Genomic DNA, 23885 nt, shown 5'->3' with positions numbered 1-23885 from the left:
TTCGGTGTTTCGGCTACTGGCCCGCAGTGCCGGTCTGGCCCGCGGCAGGAGGCTGCTGATTGGTGGCGGGAGTGGCCGGGGCAGCGGACGCCCCACCGGAAGGGAGCGCATCACCCTTCATCGAAGCGCGAATCTGCTCGAGGCGGCTGTGGCCTGCCATCTGAATGCTGGCCTGCTGAACTTCCATCATGCGACCGGAGACCGAGTTCTGGGCCAGCTCAGCGGAACCGAGTGCGTCGGCGTAGCGGCGCTCGATCTTGTCACGCACGGCGTCGAGGCTGGGTGTGTTGCCGGGCGCCGACAACGTGCTGTCCATCGAACGCAGGGACTCACTGACCCGCTCCTGCATCTTGGCCTGCTCCAGCTGGCTGAGCAGTTTGGTGCGCTCTGCAACCTTGGACTGCAGTGCCATCGCGTTCTGCTCGACGGCCTTCTTCGCCTGTGCAGCGGCCTGCAGGGACTGGTCGTGCAACGCTTTGAGGTCTTCGACGCCCTGCTCGGCCGTGACCAACTGAGCGGCGAACGCCTCGGCGGCGTTGGTGTACTGGATCGCCTTCTCGGTGTCACCGGCAGCGTGCGCCTGATCAGCCAGGTTGACTGCCTGCCGGGCATTGGCGTTGAGCTTTTCGACCTCGTCGAGTTGACGGCTCAGCTTCATCTCGAGCTGGCGCTGGTTGCCGATGACAGACGCGGCCTGCTGAGAAAGGGCCTGGTGCTGGCGCTGCGCATCTTCGATCGCCTGCTGAATCTGAACCTTGGGGTCAGCCTTCTCATCGATCTTGGAATTGAAGAGCGCCATCAGGTACTTCCATCCCTTGACGAAAGGATTAGCCATGGGTTTGATCCTGCCTCCATCTGTTGCGCCGCGCGATGCGCGACCCGATGCGCGACCGTCACGCACCGGAACAAGGGCTGCGCCCCGACTGCCTGTCTGACCACCGAAGACGAGATCGGCGTTAAGTGAAATCTATCGGTTCGGCGGGTGGGGTGCTACGCGGCAGCGAGCGCCTGCGCCGTCGGCGCCGGAATCACAACCCTCGTGTCGCGGGCAATGGTCGTCGAACCAGGCCGTGCGGACACCTCGACCGCGGCCGATTCGGCCGCACGCTCGGCCGACGATCGATCGGACAGCGACTCGCTGACGTCGACCAGGACGTCGGACAGTGGAACTTCCAAGGCATCGCAGATCGCCGCCAAAAGCTCGCTCGAGGCCTCTTTCCGCCCTCGCTCGACCTCGGACAGGTACCCGAGGCTCACTCGCGCACTGTTCGACACCTCACGCAGGGTCCGGCTCTGCGAAACGCGCGTGCGCCGAAGACTGTCACCGATTGCCTCACGCAATAGCAGCGCCATCTCGCTCCTCCTTCATCCGTCACCTGTCTCGCCTACTCAACGCGCGAACAGGACCGATTGGTTCCCGACCTTAGCCTGCGGATGTTTCCTGCATGCGATCGAGGAGTTCCGACACGGCAGCAGAAACCGCTGATTTACGGATTCCCCATCTGTCGCCTGCCAATCGGAGCTTGTGCACCGAGTGTCCGCCGATACCGGAGATACCCAGGAACACCGTGCCTACCGGATGCCCGTCCTGCGTGTCCGGGCCTGCGACACCGGTCAGTCCTATTCCCCAATCGGCAGTGCAGCGGGAGCGCGCAGCCTCGGCAAGTCCGCTCGCGGTGGACGCGGAGACGGGTCCGTCTGCAGCAAGCGACACGGGGTCCACGCCCGCGAGCGTCTCCTTGAGGTCTGTGGCATAGACCACGAGGCCGCCGCGGAGGACCTTGCTGGCGCCCGGCACTCCGGCGATGGTCGCCGCGAGAAGTCCCGCCGTCAGCGATTCGGCGGTAGCCACTGTATCGCCGCGCCGGGACAGCAGGTCCACCAGTTCGCTCACGCGGGTGCCCGGGGTCAACGGGTCGGTCATGCCCCGGTGCCCGCATTCATCTCGACCTTGTGGACTCCGGCGCGCAGGCGAACGGCCTGGACGACATAGTCGAGCCCGGTGATTACGGTGAGCGCCACCGCAGCGCCCATCAGCACCCAGCCGGCGAGGTCGAAGGCGTCGGGTAGCGGCAGGAGGTAGAAACCGATCGCGATCGACTGCACGAGCGTCTTGAGCTTGCCTCCGCGGCCCGCGGGAATGACGGCGTGGCGCAGAACGGCGAAGCGAAGCAGGGTGATGCCCAGTTCACGTACCGCGATGATCACCGTCACCCACCAGGGCAGGTCGCCCAGAACGGAGAGACCGACCAGCGCGGCACCGATCAGCGCCTTGTCCGCAATGGGATCGGCGAGCTTGCCGAAATCGGTGACCAGTCCATATTTGCGCGCCAGCTGACCGTCGATCCGGTCGGTGATGGCCGCCACCGCGAAGACACCTGTCGCCGCCAGCCGCCACAGGGTCTCGTGACCGTCACCGATCAGCAGTACGACCAGGAAGACGGGCACCAGCAAGATCCGCAGGATCGTCAGAACGTTGGCGATGTTGAGGAGTGGTACGTGCGTATCACTCGCCGGCTCCACTGTGGGATTCGGAGCCGTCGGGTCCTCTGCCGCGGGCCGATCCTCACGCTGCGTACTCATCGGCCCACCGCAGCGTCGAACTGCACCCCTGGACGTCCTGGGGATCGGGGCGAAGTCGTACGTGGTACCGGCACGTGCCTAAGAATATCGGTACGGCGGTTGGCTAATGTTCACGACATGACATCTCGGACGCCGAACACCGTCGACAATCAGCTGATCGTGCGGCGAGCACGAACCTCCGACGTGCCCGAGATCAAGCGCCTGATCGACATCTACTCCGGCAAGATCCTGCTCGAGAAGAATCTCGTCACGCTGTACGAGTCCATCCAGGAGTTCTGGGTTGCCGAGCGCGAAGAAACCGTAATCGGTTGTGGCGCAATGCATGTACTGTGGGCCGACCTAGGCGAGGTGCGCACCATCGCGGTCGATCCTCAGGCAAAGGGTCAGGGTGCGGGCCATCAGGTGGTCGCCAAACTGATAGAGGTCGCGCGCGAGCTCGAACTCGAGAGACTCTTCGTCCTCACCTTCGAGGTCGATTTCTTCGGCAAACACGGGTTCGTCGAGATCGACGGCACACCCGTGACGGCCGAGGTCTACGCCGAGATGTGCCGCTCGTACGACACCGGTGTCGCCGAATTCCTCGATCTCAGCTATGTCAAACCGAACACCCTCGGGAACACCCGGATGCTCCTCACGCTCTGACGCATCCCGGCATCCGGGACGAAATCACGCGCGTCCCACCTCAATTTTTCCCAGCCCACAGAGAGCGAGAACATGTCCCTGTTCGTAGTGGAGTACACCTATTCGGACGAGACCGCTGCCGGCCGCGACGAACATCGCGCCGCCCACCGGGCCTGGCTCGGTGAGCTCGTCGAGCGCAAGACCGTCCTGTCGTCGGGTCCGTTCGCGGACGGCAGCGGTGCCTTCATCATCGTCGACGCCGCCGATGCAGAGACCGTGAAGTTGCTGTTCACCCACGACCCCTTCGCTGTCCACAATTTGGTGACGGCGTCCCGGATCGTCGAGTGGATCCCGGTACTCGGCGAATTCAGTCTCTGATCCGCCGAGTACCGGCCTCCGCCAGCGAACGCTACTTCGCGGGGGTCATGTTCCGCGTCTTCAAGAGGCTGGCCACAGTGGTGACGGCCAGCACCCCGACGATGACGGTCAGCGACATCCCTGTCGTGATCTCTGGGACCGCGACGTGGTCCCCGCCGTTGACGAAGCCGAGAGTGTTCTCGTGGAGGGCGTGCAACACGAGCTTGACGCCGATGAACGCCAGAATGATCGACAGGCCGTAGGACAGGTACACGAGCCGGTCGAGCAGCCCGCCGATCAGGAAGTACAGCTGACGCAGTCCCATGAGCGCGAACGCGTTGGCCGTGAAGACCAGGTACGGCTCCTGGGTGAGGCCGTAGATCGCCGGAATCGAGTCGAGGGCGAACAGCACATCGGTGAATCCGATGGCGACGAGCGCGAGTAGCAGCGGTGTGACCACCCGCTTGCCGTTGATCCGCGTAACGAGCTTGTCGCCGTCGTAGGAATCCGTGGTGGGGAGGATCTTCTTGGCGACCGCGACGATCTTGCTGTCGCGTTCCTCCTCCACCTCCTTCTCGTGCCCGTGGTCACGGACCAGCGTGTACGCGGTGTAGATGAGGAACGCACCGAACAGGTAGAACACCCAGCTGTAGGTGTTGATAGCCGCCGCACCGACGGCAATGAAGATGCCGCGCATCACCAATGCCATGACGATGCCGATCAGCAGCACCTTCTGCTGGTACTCCCGCGGCACGGAGAACGTCGCCATGATGATGACGAAGACGAAGAGGTTGTCGACCGACAACGCCTTTTCGGTGACGTAACCGGCGAAATACTCCCCGCCGTACTGGCTGCCCCAGAGCCACATCACGATCAGTCCGAACAGAATGGCGATGCCGATGTAGACCGTCGACCAGAAGGCCGACTCGCGGAACGTCGGGGCGTGCGGGGTGCGTACGTGGGCGAAGAAGTCGAAGACGAACAGTCCGAGAATCACCACACACGTGATGACCCAGACAAGCGGTGAGACATGCATATAGACAGACCTCCGGTAGACCTCATTCGGTACCGGAGGTCTCTCCCGCCGAGTCGCACCGAGGTCCGACCGACTGGCAGCCCCGGATCGGCAATGGTGCCGACCGTGCTGACGATGCTGCCACAGAGGTGGGGATACTCCCCTCCAAGTCGCTGACCATTCAACCACACCGCGCCGAAATCGTACATTCCGGGAGCGGCACGCGAGCTACTCGTCGGCAGGTGCCTCGTTCGGATCTCCACCGCGGATCGACCACAACAGGCCGTCCAACTCGTCGGGCTTGATCAAAACCTCACGCGCCTTGGACCCCTCGCTGGGTCCGACCACTCCCCGCGTCTCCATCAGATCCATCAGACGACCGGCCTTCGCGAACCCGACACGCAATTTGCGCTGCAGCATCGACGTGGAACCGAACTGGCTGGACACGACGAGTTCGACCGCCTGCAACAGCACGTCCATGTCGTCCCCGATGTCGGGGTCGACGTCCTTCTTCTCCCCCACCTTCGCTGCCGTGACGCCTTCGGTGTACTCCGGCTCCGCCTGGTTCTTACTGAAATCGACCACCGCCGAGATCTCTTCGTCGGTGATGAAGGCTCCCTGCAGACGGGTCGGCTTGCCTGCACCCATGGGCAGGAACAAACCGTCGCCCATACCGATCAGCTTCTCGGCACCGGGCTGATCCAGGATGACTCGTGAGTCGGTGAGTGAGGACGTCGCGAACGCGAGCCGCGACGGCACGTTCGTCTTGATCAGGCCCGTCACCACGTCCACCGACGGCCGCTGCGTGGCCAGCACGAGGTGGATGCCGGCTGCACGCGCCTTCTGGGTGATGCGCACGATCGCTTCTTCGACGTCCCGCGGAGCCGTCATCATGAGGTCGGCCAACTCGTCGACGATGGCGAGGATGTACGGATACGGGCGATAGACCCGTTCGCTGCCGAGGGGTGCGGTGATCTCGCCCGACCTCACCTTGGAGTTGAAGTCGTCGATGTGGCGCACCCGATTGGCCTGCATGTCCTGGTAGCGCTGTTCCATCTCCTCCACCAGCCACGCCAGCGCGGCTGCGGCTTTCTTGGGCTGGGTGATGATGGGCGTGATGAGGTGCGGAATACCCTCATATGGCGTCAATTCGACCATCTTCGGGTCGATGAGGATCATCCGCACTTCGTCAGGCGTGGCGCGTGAGAGCAGTGACACCAGCATCGAGTTGACGAAGCTGGACTTACCGGAGCCGGTGGACCCGGCCACCAGCAAGTGGGGCATCTTTGCCAGGTTCGCGCTGACGAAGTTGCCCTCGATGTCCTTACCGAGACCGATCACCAGAGGATGGTGATCCTTCCGCGTAGTGGGTGCGGTGAGGACGTCGGCAAGGCGCACCATCTCGCGGTCGGAGTTGGGCACCTCGATACCGACGGCCGATTTTCCGGGGATCGGTGCCAGCAGGCGCACGTTGTCGGTGGCGACGGCGTACGCGATATTGCGGGCCAGAGCGGTGATTTTCTCGACCTTGACGCCGGGACCGAGTTCCACCTCGTACCGGGTGACGGTGGGGCCTCGGGTGAACCCGGTGACCGCTGCATCGATCTTGAACTGTTCGAGGACCTCCGTGATCGCCTCGATCATCGCGTCGTTGGCCGAACTGCGCTTCTTCGGCGGATCACCGTCGATCAGCAACGACGTCGGAGGCAGCGTGTAGTCGCCCTCCACCACCCGGTCCGTCACGAACTTGTCGACCTCCGGCAGGGGCGGCTCCGGTTCGGGTTCCGGCTTGGGCGCGACCACCGGCTTGGTTTTTGCGCGGGCCGGTTTCGGTACCGGAACCGGCGGCGGCACCACCGGCTCCGCGGCGGTTTCGGCATCCCACAGTCCGAGTACTTCCGTCTTCGCCGTGTCGCTGACGGTGTACTCGTCGGTGGGATAGTTGTCGGCCGGCGCCCCCTTCGCTCCAGGCGCGTAGTCGTCCACCGGATAGCCGTCCGCGTCGAACAGCGTCGGGTCGTACTCCCCGTCGTCGTAGTACTCGCTGTCGTAGTCGGCATAGTGGTCACGGCCGAACGAGGTCCCGAAATACGCCTGCAATTTGCCGGGGACCTCGCGCACCGTGGTGCCGGTAACCAGCAGGATGCCGAACAGCGCTGCCATGAGGAGTAAGGGAGCCGACAACCACACGGTCAGCCCGTCGGTCAACGGACCACCTGCCGCGTAGCCCACGAAACCCGCGCCCTGCGCGCGGCCGTCGGCGTCGGTGGGAGCGCCACTCGCGATGTGCCAGAGACCCAGTGCGGGTAGCCCCACCAACAACGACCCGAGCACCAGTCGCGGCCGGATCTCGGGCTTCGGCTCCGTTCTCATGAGTACGACGGCAACGCCGACGCCGATCACGGGTAGCACCGCGGAGGCGCCGCCGAACACCGCACGGACACCCGTTTCGATCCATTCCCCCACGGGGCCGCCCGCGGAGAACCAAATACCTCCCGCGATGACAACACTCATGGCGATGAGCCCGAGGGCAATTCCGTCGCGCCGGTGTCCTTGTTCGATCTCGCCAGCCTTGCCCACGGTGCGGGTGGTGGCCCCGACGCCTTTGGCCACGAGCGACCATCCGGCACCGATGCCGCGGCCCACCGATTTCAAGGGACTCGAGGCGGTGGACTTCTTCGCAGCCGATTTCCTGGCGCCGCCGCGGGCAGCACCGGCGCGCGGTGAGGTGGGCTTGCGGGGAGTGCTGACAGTCCGGGTCGTTCGCGACTTCGGCTTGGACGGAGACGACGCTCCTCGCACGCCCGTCCTCGCCGTGGACGTCGTCGTGCTCGAACCGCGGGCGCTCGCCTTACCTGCCATGGTTGTCAGATTAGTCGCTGCGGCACCTTCCGGACCATCCGCAACACACGTAACACCCGTGGAGCTGTACCGAGCGCCTCAGAAACTGCGGTCCAGTGACATGACGGCGGCGGCGTCCTCGGCGTCCCCCTCGGTCTCGATCCGGACGGCGTCCCGGCCGAAGGCATGAAGCACCAGTTCTGCTGGTTCACCTCGGAGAATGACCCGCCGGGTCCCGGCGTTGCGCACCGTGGCCTGCTCGCCGGACGGGCGTGCGAGCACCACTGTGACCGAGGCGCTGCGGTAGCCGAGGCGCGCCACCTTGCGTGCCAAACCCCACAGAGCGTCCTGGCGCGGTGCCGGGAGAACCCGCGGCTCCCACCCTTCGTGGGCACGGCGAACGTCCTCGTGGTGGACGAACATCTCCCCCATGTTCACCTGGGCATCGACCCAGTACATCGGCGACCACCGAGGTGGACCGGTCCGGACCTCGTCCAGCAGCCGGCTCCACGGGCGCATCGCCGTCTCGTTCTGGACCCGCTCCGTGTAACCGGCGAGACGGCTGACGAGAATCCCGGGGGTCGTGTCGAGGCGTCGTTCGCGCACGATCAGGTGTGCGGCCAGGTCCCGGTTGGTCCACGTCCCGCAGAGGGTCGGGGCGTCGGGACCGAATTCGGCCATCGAATCGACGAGGGCGAGGCGTTCATCTCGGGCGAAGGTCACCTGACCGAATGTACCTGCCGGAGAACTACTTGCCCTCGGCAGACGGCACCGCGATGACGGTCGGGACGATCATCGGCCGGCGACGGTACTTGTCCGCCACCCATTTGCCGACGACGCGCCGGATCGCCTGGGCGATGCGGTGAGCGTCGTTGATGCCCTCGGTGGCCAGTCGCAGGAGTTCCGCCTCGACCAGCTGAGCCGCAGCCTTGAGGGCAGTCGGGTCGTCGGAGAATCCGCGTCCGGACACCTCCGGCGTGCTGACCGCACGACCCGTGTGATCGTCGATCACGACGTTGATCGCGATGAAACCGCCCTCGCCGAGAACCAGTCGATCGGACAACGTGGAGTCGCCGACGTCGCCGACCGACAGACCGTCGACATAGACGTGTCCGACCGGGACCTGCCCGACGATCTCGGCGAGACCGTCCACCATGTCGACCACCACACCGTCTTCGGCGAGCACGATGCGCTCTTCCGGGACGCCGGTGGCCTTCGCCAGCGCAGCATTGGCGCGCAAATGCCGCCATTCGCCGTGCACCGGCATGGCATTCGTAGGCCGGACCGCGTTGTACAGGTAGAGGAGCTCGCCTGCCGACGCGTGACCGGAGACGTGCACCTTGGCGCTTTGCTGCGTGACCACGGTGGCACCGCGCTTGGCGAGACCGTTCACCACCGCGAAGACGGAGTTCTCGTTACCGGGAATCAGTGACGAGGCCAGGACCACCAGGTCATTCGCCCGGATGTTGATCTGACGGTGTTCACCGCGCGCCATCCGCGACAACGCCGACAGCGGTTCACCCTGCGAGCCGGTGGAGATCAGCACGAGGCGATCGTCGGGCAGGTTCGCCGCGGTGTCGATGTCGACCACCAGACCGTCCGGCACGGTCAGGTAGCCGAGATCCTGCGCTATCTGCATGTTGCGGACCATGGAACGGCCCACGAACGCGACCCGGCGGTTGTAGCGGTGTGCCACGTCGACCACCTGCTGGATACGGTGCACATGGCTGGCGAACGACGCCACGATCACTCGCTGCTTCGCCTTGCCGATGACATTGTCGAGTACGCCGCCGATCTCACGTTCCGGTGTGACGAATCCGGGGACCTCGGCGTTGGTCGAGTCGACCAGGAAGAGATCGACCCCTTCATCACCCAGGCGGGAGAATCCGGCGAGGTCGGTGAGCCTGCCGTCGAGCGGAAGCTGGTCGAGCTTGATGTCACCGGTGTGCAATACGACTCCGGCATCGGTGCGGATGGCAACCGCGATCGCGTCGGGAATCGAGTGGTTGACGGCGAAGTATTCGCATTCGAACGGCCCGTGTGCCGTGCGCTGCCCCTCGGTGACCTCGACGAGGTTAGGACGCTGGCGGTGTTCCCGGCACTTGGCTGCGACGAGCGCGAGGGTGAACCGTGACCCGATGACCGGCAGATCCGGTCGCAGGCGGAGCAGGAACGGGATCGCGCCGATGTGATCCTCGTGACCGTGCGTGAGGACGACGGCCTCGACATCGGCCATGCGATCCTCGATGTGCCGGAAGTCCGGCAGGATCAGGTCGACACCAGGCTGCTGATCCTCGGGAAACAGCACGCCGCAGTCGACGATGAGCAGTTTGCCCTGATGCTCGAAGACGGTCATGTTGCGGCCGATTTCGCCGATACCGCCGAGGGCTACCACTCGCAGCCCCTTGAACGGGGCCTTGGGGGGAGCGCCGAGCCGCGCGGTCGGATCGGGAGTTGCCACCCGGTTGTCCGGACGCTTGTTACCGCCATTGCCCCCGCGCCGGGAACGGGACGGCGACTTGCCGGTGGCGCCCGTCTTCGTGGACGCGGCCTTGACCGGCGCGGATTTCGCCTGCTTCGGGGCGGTGGGGCTCTCTGCGAGCACGGGCGCGGATTTCCGATCCTGTGCTTGCTCCGCGGCGGGCGCCGACGGCGGCTCCGACACGGACGGTGCCGACGGCTGCTCAGCCGGGGCGGGAGACGGCGGTCCGGCCTGACGGCTGGCGCTGCGACGACGGGCGGGACGGGTCATGCGAGTACCCCCGCAGCGTGGAGGTCGGCTGCCAGGAGATCGAGCTGGTCGTGGGTGGGTGCCACTTGAGGAAGCCGGGGCTCCCCCACGTCGAGACCTATCAATCGCAATCCTGCCTTCGACGCACTGACGCCGCCCAACCGCGCGACGGATCGGATGACCGGAATCAGGCTGAGATTGATGGCGCGGGCCCGGGCGATGTCGCCGGCCGCGAATGCCGTGTGGAGTTCACGCAGCCGGGACGGCACGAGGTGCCCGATCACGCTGACGAACCCGGTGGCGCCGACCGACAGCCACGGCAGGTTCAGCGGATCGTCGCCCGAGTAGAAGAGAAGGTCGGTGGTGCCGATCAGCTCGGCGCCGGCGTTCAAGTCGCCCTTGGCGTCCTTGACCGCGACGATGCGCGGGTGCTCGGCGAGGCGGCGGATCGTCTCGGTCTCGATGGGGACCACGGAGCGCGGTGGAATGTCGTAGAGCATCACCGGAAGATCGGTGGCATCGGCGACAGCGGTGAAGTGGGCGTACAGGCCCGCCTGTGGCGGACGTGAGTAGTACGGCGTGACGACGAGGAGCCCCTGCGCCCCGGCGCGGGCGGCGTCGCGCGCGAGTTCCACACTGTGGGCGGTGTCGTTGCTCCCTGCCCCTGCGATGATCTTCGCACGGTCGCCGACCGCATCGATCACGGCGCGAAGCAGCTCGAGCTTCTCGTTCTCCGTGGTCGTCGGCGACTCACCGGTGGTACCGGCGAGCACGAGAGAGTCGCATCCGTTGTCGACGAGGTACGCCGCGAGGCGGACACCCGCGTCGACGTCCAGCTTTCCGTCGGAGGTGAAGGGCGTCACCATCGCAGTGGAAACGGTGCCGAACGGACGCTCGACGTGAGAAGCGGAATCACCGTAGGTCATGGTCAGAAGGCTACCCGGTGGCCCAGGTACTTTCGCACACCACTCACAGGTCCGCGGAAAACGTGCTCCGCGCCACTTCGGATCCGTCGCCCCAGTCGACGATCTCGAAGTCACCGAACACATTCGGTGCCGCTTCCTGCAACTGCCTGAGGCATTCGACGGCGAGTCGGCGAATCTCGACGTCGGCGTGCTCGGTAGCCCGCATGGAGACGAAGTGGCGCCATGCCCGGTAGTTCCCGGTGACCACTACCCGGGTCTCCGTCGCGTTGGGCAGTACGGCCCGCGCGGCCTGGCGCGCCTGCTTGTTCCGCAAGGGAAGGCTCGAGGTTTCCGCGAGCTTGGACTCGAGCGCGACGAGCAACTCGCCGTATGCCGCCCGGCTCGCATCCGTTGCCTTGGCAAAGAGCGCCTCGAGTTCGGGATCACCGGCGATCGCTGGCGGCGCGACCACGTTGGAATCGTTCTCCCGCACGAACCGCTGCGACAGCTGCGAGTAGGAGAAATGCCGGTGGCGGATCAGCTCGTGAGTGCACGAGCGGGAAATTCCGGTGATGTAAAAGGTGACGCTGCCGTGTTCCAGGACGGATTCGTGCCCCACTTCGAGGAGGTGGCGCAGATACCCGGCGTTGGTCGCGGTGCGCGGGTTGGGCTTCGACCAGCTCTGATAGCAGGCGCGCCCCGCGAACTCGGCCAGCGCCTCACCGCCGTCCGCGTCGGTCTCCCACGGGATGTCCGCAGGCGGAAAGAACTCCGTCTTCGCGACGAGCTGCACCCTGAGCGACACCGTCTGAGGCACTGCCTGATCCTCCTACCGGACCCCCGAACGGATCCACCACTGATGCATGAACACTAGTGGCGCCGCGATCCGGACTCCGTGCGGGTGGGGCACCGACTGCCGGCGACCGACCCAGCCCTTGACTGACGTCATTAGTGACGTCAGGATGACGTCATGAACCTCGACAGTTATGTCGCCCGGCTGCGCGACGACCTCACAGCAGCCGCCGCCCTCGGCGACGACCGGACCCGGGACACCGCGGCAGCGCTCGCGGCCGCGGTCGAACCTGCGACCCGGCTCCTTCTCCTGTCCGCGCTCACCGAATTCGCTGGTGAAGTGTCGTCCGAACTGGAGAGTCGCACGGTAAAAGTGCGACTCGACGGCGATCAGGTCGGGGTGGACATCTCCCGCACAGCCACAACAGCTGCGGGAGCCGGGGACAAAACCACCACGACCGCCGAAGACATCAGCGCCGCCTTCAACGACGCCACCGGTGACATCAGTCGCGTCACCCTCCGCCTGATGGATCAGATCAAGTCGAAGGCGGAGGAGGCTGCGTCACAGAATGGGGTGTCGTTGAACTCGTGGGTGTCCCAGGCAGTGAAGGGCGCACTCGAGGACCATATGCGCCGCAACCTCGGCAACAACTTCTGAACCCCGCGCAGCACCGCTCCACGCAGCCGACGCCGACGGTGGTCTAATTACGTCGCAACAGCCACACGGTGAGAGTCGCCACGGGCTCGAAGGAGCGAAAAATATGGCCGTTTCCGGCGTCAAAGAGTTCGAGATCAAGGCCGATCCGGCCACGGTGATGGCCGCGATCGCCGCGGTGGATCGGCTGCCCGAGTGGTCATCGGCTCACAAGTCGGTGACCATCGAAAGCACCCACGACGACGGCCGCCCCCACCGTGTTCGGATGAACGTCTCCATTCTCGGCATCAGCGACGAGCAGGTGGTCGACTACACCTTCGACGGTGACGACACCGTGTCGTGGCACCTCGTCGAGAGCGGTCAGCAGAACGCGCAGGACGGTTCGTACGTCCTGACCGAGTCCGGCGCCGGCACCAAGGTGACTTTCGAGCTGACGGTCGATCCCAAGATCCCGTTGCCCGGTTTCCTGGTGAAGAAGGCGCAGAAGACCGCACTCGAGACGGCCAGCAAGGGTCTCACCAAGTTCGTCGAAAGCCTGTAGTTCTCACACTTCTCGCGGTCGCTTCGCGGCGACCGCGAGGAGTTGGGCGAGATCTCCTCGCTTGTCGACCATGACGTGTTCCAACCCCAGCCACTCCGCCATCCTGCGGAGTTCCGACAGCAGCGGCTCCACCACCTGTGCGGGACGCGCTCCCGTTTCGGCGAAAGCCGACCGGACCTCGAGCGTTTTCCTCGGCCGGTCCGCTTTCAGATCGACTCTGGCTACCAATGCGCCGTCGAGCAGGAACGGAAAAACGTAGTACCCGTGGACCCGCTTGTGCGCCGGAGTGTAGATCTCGAGGCGATACCGGAAATCGAAGATCCGCTCCGTCCGCGGTCGGCAGAACACCAGCGGATCGAACGGGCACAACAACGCCGCCGCCTCCACCCGCCGCGGTGTCCGGACGTCGCGGTGCACGAAGGCAGGAGTGTCCCAGCCTCGGACGGTGACGGATTCGAGCACACCGTCCTCGACGAGATCGTCGACAGCGGGCTTGCTCTGCGCCGGAGACAGCCGGTAGTAGTCACGTAGATCCGACTCCGTAGCCACTCCCAGTGCCCGTGCGGACCGACCGACGAGCCGGCGGATCGACTCCTCCTCCGAAAACGCCTGTGCGAGAATCTTTTCCGGAATGACTCGTTCGGTGAGATCGTAGTGACGGGTGAACGCGACTCGTTTGTCGACCGCGAGGGCACCGGAGGCAAACAGTTGCTCGCACACGACCTTGGTGTCGCTGCGGTCCCACCACGGTCCTTTGCGATCGGGGCGGTCGACCTCGAGGTGTTTCTCTACGTCGCGGGCGCTGCAGGGACCCACCCCTCGGATCACGTCGAGCACATCGGCGGCAAGGGTGGGGTTGCGGTCCAGCACCCGGGCCTCGCCTGCCCACCTTCCGTGCCGGTAGCGGTGCATACGCCAGCGGAACAACGGCCAGTCCTCGATCGGGATGAACGCCGCCTCGTGTGCCCAGTACTCGGCGAGCAAGCGCGGCGTGCGGGCGCTGTGTGACCACGCCGCCGAGTCGAGCAGTCCCCGGTCATACGCGCCGATTCTGCTGAACAGGGGAACGTAGTGGGCCCGCGCCGCCACCGAGACCGAATCGATCTGGAATAGCCGGAGCCGGTCGAGCACCGAGCGGACGTGCCGTCTGGTGGGCACACCCGCCGGCTTGGCGTCGGCGAACCCCTGCGCCCACAGCGCCGATCTCCTGGCCGCGGCGGCGGTCATCTCACGCATGACCGCATCCTGTCAGCAGTGACCGACAACCCGAGGGGGATTACACCGTCACGACGATCTTCCCTCGCGCGTGCCCGTTCGACAGATCGTCGATCGCCGCAGCGGTCTCGCTCAGGGGGTAGGTCCTTCCGACGACCGGCACAACTTTCCCCGACTCGATGAGTTCGGTGAGTTCGAGCAGATCAGCCGCGTTCTCCGAGGAGACGAACGTCCCCATCTTCTGGCGGAGGAACGGCGAGAGCACCATAGCCCGGATCTGGCGGTCGGTACCTCCGAGCCATCGCCCGCCCGTTTCGGATCCCACGATCACCAGGGTCCCCCGAGGCGCCAGCGCACGTCGCATATCGGTCAGCGATCGATGCCCGCCGGTGTCGAGGATGACGTCGTACCGCTGCCGTCCGTCGGCGAAGTCTTCGGCGAGATAGTCGATGACGTGGTCCGCGCCGATCGACCGCACCGTGTCGGCCTTCGACGTGCGGCATACCCCGGTGACGACGGCACCGAACGCCTTGGCGATCTGGACAGCGAACGAGCCGACGCCGCCGGATGCGCCGATGATCAGGACTCTGTGCCCCGCAACCACCTTCCCGCGGTCACGCAGACCTTGCAGGGCGGTGAGCGCGGAAACAGGAATGGCCGCCGCTTGTGCGAATGTGAGGTTTACCGGTTTCGGAGCCAGCTTGGACTCTTGTGCGGCCGCGTACTCCGCGAAGGAGCCGGCCGCGATGCCGAACACCTCGTCACCCACGTGCAGTCTGGTCACCTTCCTGCCCACCGCGACGACGTCACCGGCAACATCGAGTCCGCGCACGCGATTCTTCGGCGCCCGAATACCGTAGCCGGCCAGGCGGACCGGGTACGGGAGCCCAGCCATGACGTGCCGGACTCCCCTGTCCACCCCGGCCGCCCGAACCCGGAGAAGCACCTCGTCGTCACCGATCTCGGGCCGCTCGATCTCCTCGAGACGCAGGACGTCCCCGGCCTCGCCGTACTTGTCCTGGACGATCGCTGTCATCGTCTTCGGCGCCACCGGAACTGTCTTCGCCCCGGTCGAACGATCTGGCTGCGCTTCGGTCACCACTCACCCCTTACGGTGTAAGTTTACAGTGTCAGTAGTACGCTTACTTCGTAAGTGCTGTCAAGAGGAAGGTTCTCGGTCGATGACGCCACAGGACGGCCGCCGGCCCCGGGCCCGGCTGAACCGTAACCTGGTCCTGCGCGCCGCCATCACCCTCGCCGACGCGACGGGGCTCGAGTCACTCACCATGCGCAAGCTCGGTGTGGAACTCGGCGTCGAGGCGATGTCGCTGTACAACCACGTTGCAAACAAGGACGACCTTCTCGACGGCATGATCGACAGTGTCTTCAGCGAGATCGCGCTCCCTCCCGAAGGAGCCGACTGGATCTCGTCCATGCGCGGGCGCGCGATATCGGCGCGCGAAGTCCTCGCCCGGCATCCCTGGGCCACCGGACTGATGGGCTCGCGAACCACACCCGGACCCGCAACATTGCGTCACCACGATGCGGTAATCGGAACGCTCCGCACTGCAGGATTCTCGGTCGCGATGGCTGCCCACGCCTTCTCCGCCGTGGACAGCTATCTCTACGGGTTCGCCCTGCAGGAGGCGAGCCTGCCGTTCGATACCCCAGAGGACACCGCGGCGGTGGCACAGACCATCCTGTCGCAATTCTCGTCCGGGAAGTATCCACACCTCACCGAACTGGCCATCGAACACGTCCTACAGCCGGGTTACGCCTACAGAGATGAGTTCGAGTTCGGACTCGACCTCATTCTGGAAGGGCTCGAGCGCAGTCGCACCACGGGCTGATCACGCACCAGAGCAAACCTCACATGCCCTCGGCGAGAACGACTGCCACTGTCGCACCGAGTTCATAACACCGCTCGCGCGCGGCTGCGTCGATCGCGCCGGTGAGTTCGAGCGCCTCAGCCGCCTTCGTGAGTGCGAGCCCGGTGACGATCTTCTGCACCGACTTCACCGCGCCGGCGGTGTCGTTGTTGCCGTGGACCCACAGCCCATAGGGGCGCCCCGCGACCGCGTCGAGGCACGGGTAGTAGACGGTGTCGAAGAAGTGTTTGAGCGCCCCCGACATGTAGCCGAAGTTGGCGGACGTTCCGAAAAGAAAGCCGTCGGCGGCAAGGACGTCGGGCACGGTGGCGCCGAGCGCGGGTATCGACCGAACCTCGACGCCCTCGATGTCGGGGTCTCGTGCACCCTTCACTACCGCTTCGAGGCACTCGCGGGTCACCGGCGACGGAGTGTGATGGACGACGAGGAGTGACTTCACAGTGGTCAGCGTACGACCGGTCCCCGCACTACTGCCCGCCCTCGCCTTCCCGTTCGATGCGCTCGAGTTCCACGGCCCGCTTCATCGTCTCCCGGGCGCGGCCGCGGTCTCCGGCGTAATCGTAGGCGCGGGCGAGCCGGTACGAGCTCCGCCAGTTGTCCGGATCCGCTTCCCATTCGGTCTTGATCTGCTGGAAGAGGGCGTCGGCGGCGTCCCGGTCGATCCGTCCGGACGGACGCTTCGGCAGATCCGTGACATCTAGTTCGAGACCCTCGTCGAAGATGCGACGGGCGAGCTTCTGATGTTGCAGACCTGCGCGGAGCGTCGCGTAGACGATCCACGCACCCAGGAACGGAAGGAGGAGAACGCCGATGCCGAGACCGACTGCGGCGAACCCGCCGTCCTGGATCAAGGCGATCCCTCGCTGCCCGAGCAGGACGAAGTAGAACACGAGCGCCGCCACCAGCAGTGCGATCGTGACGACGGTCTTGGTCGACTCGTTGTTCTTCACAGGTCGAGTAGCGGGTCGATACCCACCGTGAGGCCGGGACGGGATGCGATCTGCCGCACACCGAGGAGCACGCCGGGAGCGAAGGAATTGCGATCGATCGAGTCGTGTCTGATGGTCAGTGTCTCCCCTTGCGTTCCGAGGATGACTTCCTGATGCGCGACGAGCCCGGCGAGCCGGACGGAGTGCACTCGGACTCCGTCCACGTCGGCGCCGCGGGCACCGTCGAGTTCGGTGGTGGTGGCGTCCGGACTGGGCCCGACACCCGCCTTGCGGCGCGCCTCGGAGATGAGCGCGGCGGTCCGGTAGGCCGTTCCGGACGGTGCGTCCGCCTTGTTGGGGTGATGCAGCTCGATGACCTCGACGGAGTCGAAGAATCGTGCCGCCGCCTCCGCGAAGCGCATCGACAGAACGGCGCCGATCGCGAAGTTGGGAGCGATCAGGACCCCGACCGACGGCTGGTCCGACAACCATGACCGCACGGTGTCGAGGCGGACGTCGTCAAACCCCGTGGTTCCCACGACGGCGTGAATGCCGTTCGCAACCAAGAAGTTCAGATTGTCCATCACCACATCGGGGTGCGTGAAGTCGACGACCACCTGGGTACCGGTGTCCACGAACGACTCCAACCGGTCGCCGTGATCGACCTCGGCCACGAGCTCGAGGTCAGGCGCCTGCTCCACCGCCTCGCAGATCGCTCGGCCTACCTTGCCCCTGGCTCCGAGAACCCCGACCCTGATGGGTGCTGCTGCGCTCACTGCTCCACGCTCCGTCCAGTCACATCGATTCGCCCGGAAGCCTACGCAACCACCAGGTGACGGCCGAAGCGCAGGTGCCGACCGGGAGATCTTCGTCTCGTCGCGGGCGGGTGGGTGCGATCAGTCGAAGGCGATGATCTGGCGAATCGCACGGCCCTCGGCGAGCTCGTCCATGCCGTGGTTGATCTGGTCGAGTGAGATACGGGACGAGATCAGCTTCTCCACCGGCAGCTTTCCCGAGCGCCACAAATCCTCGTAGACGGGGATGTCCCGGGAGGGAACCGCTGATCCGAGGTAGCTGCCGATGATCGTGCGGGCCTCGGCCACAAGGGTCAGCGGTGAGATCGACGAACGCGCTTGCGGGGACGGCAGTCCGACGGTGATCGTCTTTCCGCCGGGGGCGGTGGCGGACACGGCGGATTCGAATGCCCGCGCATTACCCGCGGCCTCGATCACGATCGGAGCCCGGACGCCCGCCTGCATCAGTTCGGCCGGCGTGTAAACCGACGTCGCTCCCAGTTCGAGTGCGGCCTGGAGCTTCTCCGGCACCGAGTCGACCCCGATGACCTCTCCCGCACCCCGTGAGACCGCGGTGAGAATCGCGGCCATCCCGACACCACCGAGACCCACCACCATCACGGCCTGACCGGGCTGCGGATCGCCGGCATTGAGAACGGCGCCGCCTCCGGTGAGGACAGCGCATCCGAGTACCGCGGCCACATCGGCGGGCACGTCGTCACCGACGGGAACGACCGAGCGGCGGTTGACCACGGCATGCGTGGCGAACCCGGACACTCCGAGGTGGTGATGTACCGCTTCCACGCCTCTATGAAGGCGTGAGCCGCCGTCGAGCAGTGTTCCGTCATTGTTGGCTTTCGTACCCGGCACGCACGGCATCCGACCGTCGGTGGCGCAGCCTTCACACTCACCGCAGCGCGGCAGAAAAGTCATGACGACCCGTCGCCCGACCGTGAGGTCGTCGACACCGGCGCCCAGCTGCACGACTCGCCCTGCTGCCTCGTGACCGAGCAACATCGGCACCGGTCGGACCCGGTTGCCGTCGACGACGGACAAGTCCGAATGACACAGTCCCGCAGCCTCGATCCGGACCAGGATTTCACCGGGACCCGGCTCGTCCAATTCCAGTTCGGCGATCGAGATGGGCGCGGACTCCGCGAAGGGACGTCTTCGGCCGATCTCTTCGAGTACTGCTCCACGAATTTTCATCTCGCACGCCCTCCTGCCGTCGGGATAGCTCGCTACCGGACGATGCCACGCACCGAGGCGGGCAGGTCTCGTTTGCGCCGATACGGTCCTACGACGGCGGCGCCGAAGGGGCGCTGCAGAAGCACCCTCGCCACATCGCGAACCTCGTCGGTCGTGACCGCATCGATCTTCGCCAAGGTCTCGGCGATACTGCGATGGTTGCCGTAGTTCAACTCGCTGCGGCCGATGCGGTGCATCCGCGATCCCGAATCCTCGAGGCCGAGAACCAGGCCCCCGCGCAAAGACCCCTTCGCGCGGGCACATTCGGCGTCCGTGATCCCCTCGGCGGCGACGTTGGACAGCACCTCCCGGATGACCGTGGTGACCTCGCCGAGGTTCTCGGGCTGGCAGCCGGCGTAGACCGAAAACGCGCCGGTATCGGAGAACGTATCGACGCCGGAGTACACGGAATACGCCAGCCCGCGGATCTCGCGCACCTCCTGGAAGAGACGGGAACTGAGCCCGCCGCCGACGGCGGCATTGAGCACCGACAGCGCCCAACGATGCGACTCGTGCCGGCCGAAAGCCCGTACGCCCAGAGAGAGGTGTACCTGTTCGCTGTCCCGGTTGGTGATGCTGAGAGTGGGCGCGGTGCGCAGCCGCAACGCACCGGCGCGGCGAGGAGCGGGTTCGGCCGCATGCTCGAGGTGCCCGGCGAAAGCCCGGCGCACCATCTCCACCGTGTGGTCGTGGTCGACGTTTCCTGCAACCGCCACCACCATCCGCGGCGGTGTGTACCGGCGAACGTGGAACGAGTGCAGCTGCGTGCGGGTCATCGATTCGATCGACTCGACGCTGCCGATCACGGGGCGGCCCACGGGGTGGTCGCCGTACAGGGCCGTCAGGAAGGCATCACCGAGCAGGTCTTCCGGATCGTCGTCACGCATGGCGATCTCCTCGAGGACTACCTGCCGTTCCACGTCGACATCCGACGAGCGACAGCGCCCACGGAGCACCACGTCGCTCACCAGGTCGACCGCGAGCGGCAGATCCTCGTCCAGCACGTGCGCGTAGAAGCAGGTGTGTTCCTTCGAGGTGAACGCATTGAGTTCACCGCCGACACCGTCCATCACTTGCGCGATGTCGAGGGCACTGCGTGAGGGTGTCGCCTTGAAGAGCAAGTGCTCGAGGAAGTGCGCTGCCCCCGCGACCGTGGGTTGCTCATCTCGGGATCCCACACCGACCCAGACGCCGACGGATGCGGATCGGACACCGGGAACGTATTCGGTGACGACCCGCAGGCCGCCGGAGAGCACGGTGCGTTCGACACCGGGCTCGGATTCACGCAGGGTCGACGCTGCAGTGGGGGCCGCAGTGCGGCGGCGATCGATCTTGGCCATGTAGTGGTTCAGCGGTCCTCGGAAGCTGGGCGACGTCGAACGCCAAACTTTACACGGAGACACCGACCGACCCGTTTCCCGCCTCCGGCACACACCGACTCGTCGAAGCCGCCTCAGCGAGCACGGTCTCGCGACCGCACATCAGTGGCCGCGAGAACGACGATTCGCTCGGTTCGCTGCCCCGGGAGGATCATCCCCCGCTCCTCCAGCATCCGCGTGCGGCCGGAGAGTGCCGGACCGAAGGGGACGTCCTCGGACGCCACCACCTCCACGCACAGCCCTCGCTCCTCGAGCATGGTTCGCGACTTCTCCACGCTGTTCAGGGCGGACTGGACGAGGAGAAGAGTGCCGCCAGGAGCGAGGAGTTGCGGGACCTCGACGCAGATGCGGTCGAGGACGGCGCGCCCGTCGATTCCGGCGTCCCAGGCCAGCCCGAGGACGCGCCCGGGTGTGGCATCGTCCGAAGCCGGCGAGTACGGCGGATTGGCCACGACCACGTCGAAGCGCAGCGTCCGCACAGGTTCGACGAGATCCCCCCGTACCACCCGCACGGTCCGGCGGTTCAGCTTGCAGTTGAGCCAAGTACTGATCGCGGCGCGACGGGACACGTCGACGGCGGTGACCCACCCCGCACCCGCCTCACACGCGGCGACGCTCAATGCGCCGGTACCACAGCACAAATCGAGCACACGCGTGCCTGGACCGAGTTCTCGTCCGGTCAGTTCTCCGGCGAGCAACCAGGTGTCGCGCTGAGGCCGATACACCCCCGGCAGGCGAAACAACATGATCGGCTCCCTCCCTCACCGTTCCTACCAGGTTGGGAGGTACCCGCAGTTACATGCAACTCGACTGGCCGCATTTCACCCGGTGTTCACGTCGGATCGCAGCCGAGCCGGCACGGCACCCGCCGCTGACAGACGTCCCGAACACGCGAGCGGCCCCACACGAGTTACGTGCGGGGCCGCTCGGCACGAGCCGGAAGTAATCTACTTCTCGGCTACCTGCTCTTCGCTCTGCTCGGTGGCCGGCGCAGCGCCGTCCTCCTCGACCGGGATCAGCGAGATCTTGCCGCGGTTGTCGATGTCGGCGATCTCGACCCGCAACTTGGAGCCGACGCTCACGACGTCCTCGACCTTGGCAATGCGCTTGCCGCTGCCCAGTTTCGAGATGTGCACCAATCCGTCGCGGCCGGGGAGGAGCGACACGAACGCACCGAAGGCGGTGGTCTTGACGACCGTGCCCAGGAACCGCTCGCCGACCTTCGGCAGCTGCGGGTTGGCGATGGCGTTGATCATGTCGATCGCGGCCTGCGCGGACGGGCCGTCCGTCGCACCGACGAACACGGTGCCGTCATCTTCGATGGAGATGTTGGCGCCGGTCTGTTCGGTGATGGAGTTGATCATCTTGCCCTTGGGGCCGATGACCTCACCGATCTTGTCGACGGGGACCTTGATGGCCGTGACGCGCGGGGCGAACGGGCTCATCTCGTCGGGGGTGTCGATGGCCTCGGCCATGACCTCGAGGATCGTCGCACGCGCGTCCTTGGCCTGCGACAGCGCGCCGGCGAGGACCTTGGACGGGATGCCGTCGAGCTTCGTGTCGAGCTGCAGGGCCGTGACGAAGTCCTTCGTGCCCGCGACCTTGAAGTCCATGTCGCCGAAGGCGTCCTCGGCACCGAGGATGTCGGTGAGCGCGACGTAACGGGTCTCACCGTCGACCTGGTCGGAGACGAGGCCCATGGCGATACCGGCGACCGGGGCCTTCAGCGGCACACCGGCGTTGAGCAGTGCGAGCGTCGAGGCACACACCGAACCCATCGAGGTGGAACCGTTGGAGCTCAGAGCCTCCGAGACCTGACGGATGGCGTAGGGGAACTCCTCGACGCTCGGCAGCACGGGCATGAGTGCCCGCTCGGCCAGGGCGCCGTGGCCGATCTCGCGGCGCTTCGGCGAACCGACGCGTCCCGTCTCACCGGTGGAGTACGGCGGGAAGTTGTAGTGGTGCATGTACCGCTTGCTCGTCTCGGGTCCGAGCGAATCGACCTGCTGCGCCATCTTCACCATGTCGAGGGTGGTGACACCCAGGATCTGGGTCTCGCCGCGCTCGAACAGAGCGGAACCGTGTGCACGCGGAACGATCGCGACCTCGGCCGACAGTGAACGGATGTCCGTGATACCACGGCCGTCGATGCGGAACTGGTCACGCAGGATGCGCTGGCGGACCAGCTTCTTGGTCAGCGAGCGGAACGCTGCGCCGATTTCCTTCTCGCGCCCCTCGAACTTCGGTGCCACCTGCTCGAGCACCTCGACCTTGACCTCGTCGGTCTTGTCGTCGCGCTCCTGCTTGCCGGCGATGGTGAGTGCGGCACTCAGCTTCTCGGCGGCAGCCTCTTCGACCGCGGCGAACACGTCGTCCTGGTATGCCGGGAAGACGGGGAAATCACCGGTGGGCTTGGACGCCTTGCCCGCGAGCTGCTGCTGAGCGGTGCACAGCCGCGCGATGAACGGCTTGGCAGCCTCGAGGCCCTCGGCCACGATCGACTCGGTGGGAGCCTGCGCGCCACCGTCGATCAGCGAGATCACGTTGTCGGTGGCCTCGGCCTCGACCATCATGATCGCGACGTCGGCGTCGTCGCCGGAACCGGAGACGATTCGGCCCGCCACGACCATGTCGAAGACTGCGTTCTCGAGCTGCGCGACCGTGGGGAATGCCACCCACTGGCCGGCCTTGTTCTCCTCCGAGGTGATGAGCGCGACCCGCACACCACCGACGGGACCGGAGAACGGCAGACCCGCGATCTGGGTGGATGCCGACGCCGCGTTGATGGCGACCACGTCGTAGAGGTCCTGCGGGTTGAGGCTCATCACCGTGACGACGACCTGGATCTCGTTGCGCAGGCCGTCGACGAACGACGGGCGCAGCGGGCGGTCGATCAGACGGCAGGTGAGGATGGCGTCGGTGGAGGGGCGGCCCTCACGACGGAAAAACGAGCCTGGAATGCGGCCGGCTGCGTACATCCGCTCCTCGACGTCCACCGTCAGGGGGAAGAAGTCGAAGTGCTCTTTGGGGTGCTTGCTGGCGCTCGTAGCCGACAGCAACATGGTCTCGTCGTCCAGGTAGGCGACGACTGCGCCGGCGGCCTGCTGAGCGAGGCGGCCGGTCTCGAATCGAATGGTGCGGGTGCCGTAGGACCCGTTGTCGATCACGGCGGTGGATTCGAACACGCCCTCATCGATCTCTACTGCTGAATTTTCTGTCATCTCTTCTTTTCACTTCCCTCTCGTCTTCGCCGTACCCGCGCGGGCGTTCTCACCCTCCTGGCGAGAACTGCGCACCTGAGGGACATCCCCCTCTCGAGTTCTCGGGATGTCGCTGTGCGGAGGCGGCCGTCGATCGAAGTCCCCCGGACCGTGTCCGGAAGACCACTAC

At 65.7% G+C, this 23885-nt stretch carries 24 protein-coding genes; 5 read left to right on the top strand and 19 right to left on the bottom strand.

All coding sequences use genetic code 11. The annotated features are described in order from the left end of the window. Positions 1-13: 13 nt before the first annotated feature. The 4 genes from NOF53_RS09550 to pgsA form a co-directional block, all read right to left on the bottom strand. The gene (locus tag NOF53_RS09550) at positions 14-835 is read right to left on the bottom strand and encodes a PspA/IM30 family protein (protein WP_255967631.1); all 822 of its coding nucleotides are present in this window, start codon (positions 833-835) and stop codon (positions 14-16) included. Between the two features lie 155 nt (positions 836-990). Next, a complete protein-coding gene (locus NOF53_RS09545; protein WP_255967629.1) occupies positions 991-1353 on the bottom strand; it encodes a helix-turn-helix domain-containing protein in 363 nt (120 codons plus the stop codon). 70 nt (positions 1354-1423) lie between these two features. After that, a complete protein-coding gene (locus NOF53_RS09540) occupies positions 1424-1924 on the bottom strand; it encodes a CinA family protein (protein ID WP_255967627.1) in 501 nt (166 codons plus the stop codon). Next, positions 1921-2583 carry a CDP-diacylglycerol--glycerol-3-phosphate 3-phosphatidyltransferase gene (gene pgsA / locus NOF53_RS09535; RefSeq protein ID WP_255967625.1) on the bottom strand — a complete coding sequence of 221 codons (663 nt, stop codon included), beginning with the start codon at positions 2581-2583 and terminating at the stop codon, positions 1921-1923. The genes NOF53_RS09540 and pgsA overlap by 4 nt, the downstream gene beginning before the upstream one ends. Positions 2584-2700: 117 nt before the next feature. On the opposite strand from pgsA, the gene NOF53_RS09530 reads away from it, so the two are divergent. Together NOF53_RS09530 and NOF53_RS09525 are read left to right on the top strand one after the other, a co-directional pair. Beyond that, positions 2701-3225, top strand: a complete 525-nt coding sequence (locus NOF53_RS09530; protein ID WP_255967623.1) for an amino-acid N-acetyltransferase — start codon at positions 2701-2703, stop codon at positions 3223-3225. Positions 3226-3297: 72 nt separating this feature from the next. Next, positions 3298-3582: a YciI family protein gene (locus NOF53_RS09525; RefSeq protein ID WP_255967621.1), complete on the top strand. Its 285-nt coding sequence runs from the start codon at positions 3298-3300 to the stop codon at positions 3580-3582. 31 nt (positions 3583-3613) lie between these two features. On the opposite strand, the gene NOF53_RS09520 is transcribed toward NOF53_RS09525, so the two are convergent. The 6 genes from NOF53_RS09520 to thyX form a co-directional block, all read right to left on the bottom strand. Then, positions 3614-4597, bottom strand: coding sequence for a TerC family protein (locus tag NOF53_RS09520; RefSeq protein WP_255967619.1), 984 nt, complete (start codon positions 4595-4597; stop codon positions 3614-3616). 207 nt (positions 4598-4804) lie between these two features. Further along, entirely contained in the window at positions 4805-7438 is a 2634-nt protein-coding gene (locus tag NOF53_RS09515) for a DNA translocase FtsK (protein ID WP_255967616.1), read from the bottom strand. A 78-nt stretch (positions 7439-7516) separates the two neighbouring features. Beyond that, positions 7517-8140 carry a TIGR03085 family metal-binding protein gene (locus NOF53_RS09510; RefSeq protein WP_255967615.1) on the bottom strand — a complete coding sequence of 208 codons (624 nt, stop codon included), beginning with the start codon at positions 8138-8140 and terminating at the stop codon, positions 7517-7519. Positions 8141-8165: 25 nt separating this feature from the next. Continuing rightward, positions 8166-10169 carry an RNase J family beta-CASP ribonuclease gene (locus NOF53_RS09505; protein WP_255967614.1) on the bottom strand — a complete coding sequence of 668 codons (2004 nt, stop codon included), beginning with the start codon at positions 10167-10169 and terminating at the stop codon, positions 8166-8168. Next, positions 10166-11074, bottom strand: a complete 909-nt coding sequence (dapA, locus tag NOF53_RS09500) for a 4-hydroxy-tetrahydrodipicolinate synthase (protein ID WP_255967612.1) — start codon at positions 11072-11074, stop codon at positions 10166-10168. The genes NOF53_RS09505 and dapA overlap by 4 nt, the downstream gene beginning before the upstream one ends. Before the next feature lie 43 nt (positions 11075-11117). Further along, a complete protein-coding gene (gene thyX, locus NOF53_RS09495; protein ID WP_255967610.1) occupies positions 11118-11870 on the bottom strand; it encodes an FAD-dependent thymidylate synthase in 753 nt (250 codons plus the stop codon). A 153-nt stretch (positions 11871-12023) separates the two neighbouring features. Between thyX and NOF53_RS09490 the strand changes: the two genes are divergently transcribed. Together NOF53_RS09490 and NOF53_RS09485 are read left to right on the top strand one after the other, a co-directional pair. Then, a complete protein-coding gene (locus NOF53_RS09490) occupies positions 12024-12503 on the top strand; it encodes a toxin-antitoxin system HicB family antitoxin (RefSeq protein WP_255967608.1) in 480 nt (159 codons plus the stop codon). A gap of 103 nt (positions 12504-12606) precedes the next feature. Continuing rightward, positions 12607-13041 (top strand): SRPBCC family protein, encoded by a 435-nt coding sequence (locus NOF53_RS09485; protein ID WP_255967606.1) that lies wholly within the window; start codon positions 12607-12609, stop codon positions 13039-13041. Between the two features lie 3 nt (positions 13042-13044). Here the strand turns inward: NOF53_RS09485 and NOF53_RS09480 are convergent, their stop codons facing one another. Both NOF53_RS09480 and NOF53_RS09475 read right to left on the bottom strand, forming a co-directional pair. After that, a complete protein-coding gene (locus NOF53_RS09480) occupies positions 13045-14277 on the bottom strand; it encodes a winged helix-turn-helix domain-containing protein (protein ID WP_255967604.1) in 1233 nt (410 codons plus the stop codon). Between the two features lie 40 nt (positions 14278-14317). After that, positions 14318-15355, bottom strand: coding sequence for an NAD(P)-dependent alcohol dehydrogenase (locus tag NOF53_RS09475; protein WP_308213794.1), 1038 nt, complete (start codon positions 15353-15355; stop codon positions 14318-14320). 82 nt (positions 15356-15437) lie between these two features. On the opposite strand from NOF53_RS09475, the gene NOF53_RS09470 reads away from it, so the two are divergent. Further along, positions 15438-16106: a TetR/AcrR family transcriptional regulator C-terminal domain-containing protein gene (locus NOF53_RS09470; RefSeq protein ID WP_255967602.1), complete on the top strand. Its 669-nt coding sequence runs from the start codon at positions 15438-15440 to the stop codon at positions 16104-16106. Between the two features lie 19 nt (positions 16107-16125). Here NOF53_RS09470 and NOF53_RS09465 read toward each other — a convergent pair whose 3' ends face one another. The 7 genes from NOF53_RS09465 to NOF53_RS09435 all read right to left on the bottom strand — a co-directional run bounded on the left by NOF53_RS09465 (position 16126) and on the right by NOF53_RS09435 (position 23716). Beyond that, on the bottom strand, positions 16126-16584 hold the full coding sequence (locus NOF53_RS09465; protein WP_255967600.1) for a flavodoxin family protein: 459 nt from the start codon (positions 16582-16584) through the stop codon (positions 16126-16128). 28 nt (positions 16585-16612) lie between these two features. Next, the gene (locus tag NOF53_RS09460; protein WP_255967598.1) at positions 16613-17095 is read right to left on the bottom strand and encodes a hypothetical protein; all 483 of its coding nucleotides are present in this window, start codon (positions 17093-17095) and stop codon (positions 16613-16615) included. Beyond that, positions 17092-17850 carry a 4-hydroxy-tetrahydrodipicolinate reductase gene (dapB, locus tag NOF53_RS09455; protein WP_255967596.1) on the bottom strand — a complete coding sequence of 253 codons (759 nt, stop codon included), beginning with the start codon at positions 17848-17850 and terminating at the stop codon, positions 17092-17094. The genes NOF53_RS09460 and dapB overlap by 4 nt, the downstream gene beginning before the upstream one ends. A gap of 120 nt (positions 17851-17970) precedes the next feature. Next, positions 17971-19077 (bottom strand): alcohol dehydrogenase catalytic domain-containing protein, encoded by a 1107-nt coding sequence (locus tag NOF53_RS09450; RefSeq protein WP_255967594.1) that lies wholly within the window; start codon positions 19075-19077, stop codon positions 17971-17973. Between the two features lie 32 nt (positions 19078-19109). Then, the gene (locus NOF53_RS09445) at positions 19110-20456 is read right to left on the bottom strand and encodes a M16 family metallopeptidase (protein ID WP_255967592.1); all 1347 of its coding nucleotides are present in this window, start codon (positions 20454-20456) and stop codon (positions 19110-19112) included. Positions 20457-20569: 113 nt separating this feature from the next. Continuing rightward, a complete protein-coding gene (locus NOF53_RS09440; RefSeq protein WP_255967590.1) occupies positions 20570-21241 on the bottom strand; it encodes a HemK2/MTQ2 family protein methyltransferase in 672 nt (223 codons plus the stop codon). Between the two features lie 201 nt (positions 21242-21442). After that, positions 21443-23716, bottom strand: coding sequence for a polyribonucleotide nucleotidyltransferase (locus tag NOF53_RS09435; RefSeq protein WP_255967588.1), 2274 nt, complete (start codon positions 23714-23716; stop codon positions 21443-21445). Positions 23717-23885: the final 169 nt, after the last annotated feature.

It is taken from the genome of Rhodococcus tibetensis, assembly GCF_024438035.1.
Lineage (GTDB): Bacteria > Actinomycetota > Actinomycetes > Mycobacteriales > Mycobacteriaceae > Rhodococcus_F > Rhodococcus_F tibetensis.
The sequence above is the reverse complement of the archived record's forward strand: the minus strand, read 5'-3'. Positions and strand labels throughout refer to the sequence as shown.

What these genes read in the sequence shown, in the direction of transcription:
- NOF53_RS09550 (WP_255967631.1), bottom strand. Translation starts at nt 835, where the DNA reads ATGGCTAATCCTTTCGTCAAGGGATGGAAGTACCTGATGGCGCTCTTC.
- NOF53_RS09545 (WP_255967629.1), bottom strand. Translation starts at nt 1,353, where the DNA reads ATGGCGCTGCTATTGCGTGAGGCAATCGGTGACAGTCTTCGGCGCACG.
- NOF53_RS09540 (WP_255967627.1), bottom strand. Translation starts at nt 1,924, where the DNA reads ATGACCGACCCGTTGACCCCGGGCACCCGCGTGAGCGAACTGGTGGAC.
- pgsA (WP_255967625.1), bottom strand. Translation starts at nt 2,583, where the DNA reads ATGAGTACGCAGCGTGAGGATCGGCCCGCGGCAGAGGACCCGACGGCT.
- NOF53_RS09530 (WP_255967623.1), top strand. Translation starts at nt 2,701, where the DNA reads ATGACATCTCGGACGCCGAACACCGTCGACAATCAGCTGATCGTGCGG.
- NOF53_RS09525 (WP_255967621.1), top strand. Translation starts at nt 3,298, where the DNA reads ATGTCCCTGTTCGTAGTGGAGTACACCTATTCGGACGAGACCGCTGCC.
- NOF53_RS09520 (WP_255967619.1), bottom strand. Translation starts at nt 4,597, where the DNA reads ATGCATGTCTCACCGCTTGTCTGGGTCATCACGTGTGTGGTGATTCTC.
- NOF53_RS09515 (WP_255967616.1), bottom strand. Translation starts at nt 7,438, where the DNA reads ATGGCAGGTAAGGCGAGCGCCCGCGGTTCGAGCACGACGACGTCCACG.
- NOF53_RS09505 (WP_255967614.1), bottom strand. Translation starts at nt 10,169, where the DNA reads ATGACCCGTCCCGCCCGTCGTCGCAGCGCCAGCCGTCAGGCCGGACCG.
- dapA (WP_255967612.1), bottom strand. Translation starts at nt 11,074, where the DNA reads ATGACCTACGGTGATTCCGCTTCTCACGTCGAGCGTCCGTTCGGCACC.
- NOF53_RS09490 (WP_255967608.1), top strand. Translation starts at nt 12,024, where the DNA reads ATGAACCTCGACAGTTATGTCGCCCGGCTGCGCGACGACCTCACAGCA.
- NOF53_RS09485 (WP_255967606.1), top strand. Translation starts at nt 12,607, where the DNA reads ATGGCCGTTTCCGGCGTCAAAGAGTTCGAGATCAAGGCCGATCCGGCC.
- NOF53_RS09480 (WP_255967604.1), bottom strand. Translation starts at nt 14,277, where the DNA reads ATGCGTGAGATGACCGCCGCCGCGGCCAGGAGATCGGCGCTGTGGGCG.
- NOF53_RS09470 (WP_255967602.1), top strand. Translation starts at nt 15,438, where the DNA reads ATGACGCCACAGGACGGCCGCCGGCCCCGGGCCCGGCTGAACCGTAAC.
- NOF53_RS09450 (WP_255967594.1), bottom strand. Translation starts at nt 19,077, where the DNA reads ATGAAAATTCGTGGAGCAGTACTCGAAGAGATCGGCCGAAGACGTCCC.
- NOF53_RS09445 (WP_255967592.1), bottom strand. Translation starts at nt 20,456, where the DNA reads ATGGCCAAGATCGATCGCCGCCGCACTGCGGCCCCCACTGCAGCGTCG.
- NOF53_RS09440 (WP_255967590.1), bottom strand. Translation starts at nt 21,241, where the DNA reads ATGTTGTTTCGCCTGCCGGGGGTGTATCGGCCTCAGCGCGACACCTGG.
- NOF53_RS09435 (WP_255967588.1), bottom strand. Translation starts at nt 23,716, where the DNA reads ATGACAGAAAATTCAGCAGTAGAGATCGATGAGGGCGTGTTCGAATCC.